General features: G+C 72.2%; 1 protein-coding gene. It reads right to left on the bottom strand.

Annotation, left to right across the window (positions count from 1 at the left end; translation table 11 throughout):
* A partial coding sequence (locus L687_RS41435) for a GntR family transcriptional regulator (protein WP_021201747.1) occupies positions 1-521 on the bottom strand: 521 nt, incomplete at both ends.

The raw sequence follows: 521 nt of genomic DNA on the forward strand, positions 1-521 counted from the left end.
CAGCGGCTGACCGACGCCGACGACGGCACGGAAGATCGAGCTCAGCCCGCTCTGGCTGCCGGAGATGATCAGAGCGTCCCTGGCCGAGGCGGGTGTACTGCCGACGGGGGCTGCGGATGCGAGCTCACCGGCGAACCAGGCCTGAAGTTCGGGAAGACCTGCCGCGGGCGAGCGGATCAGGGCCGCATCTGATCGGGCCGCCCGCACGAGCGCCTGCCGCACGAGCCGCTGGGGCAGCAGGTCGACGGCGGGGTAGCCCGAGTGCAGTCCGATCGCATCCGGGGCGACGGTGCGCTGCGTGGACGACAAGCGCAGAAGGCCCGTGGGCGGCGTACCGAGAGCTGCCGTCTGCCAGCCGTAGTCGGCCGTGCGTGCGGCGGGCGCGGCACGCACGAAGGTGCCGGCGCCAGGACGGGACTCGACCAGTCCGAGCCGCACGAGCTGCTGCATCGCCTTCTGCACGGTCACCGGACTGGCCCCGTACTCCGCCATCAGTGCACGGTTCGAGGGCACCCGTGCAC

Source organism: Microbacterium maritypicum MF109 (assembly GCF_000455825.1).
In the GTDB taxonomy this organism is placed as follows: Bacteria; Actinomycetota; Actinomycetes; order Actinomycetales; family Microbacteriaceae; genus Microbacterium; species Microbacterium maritypicum_A.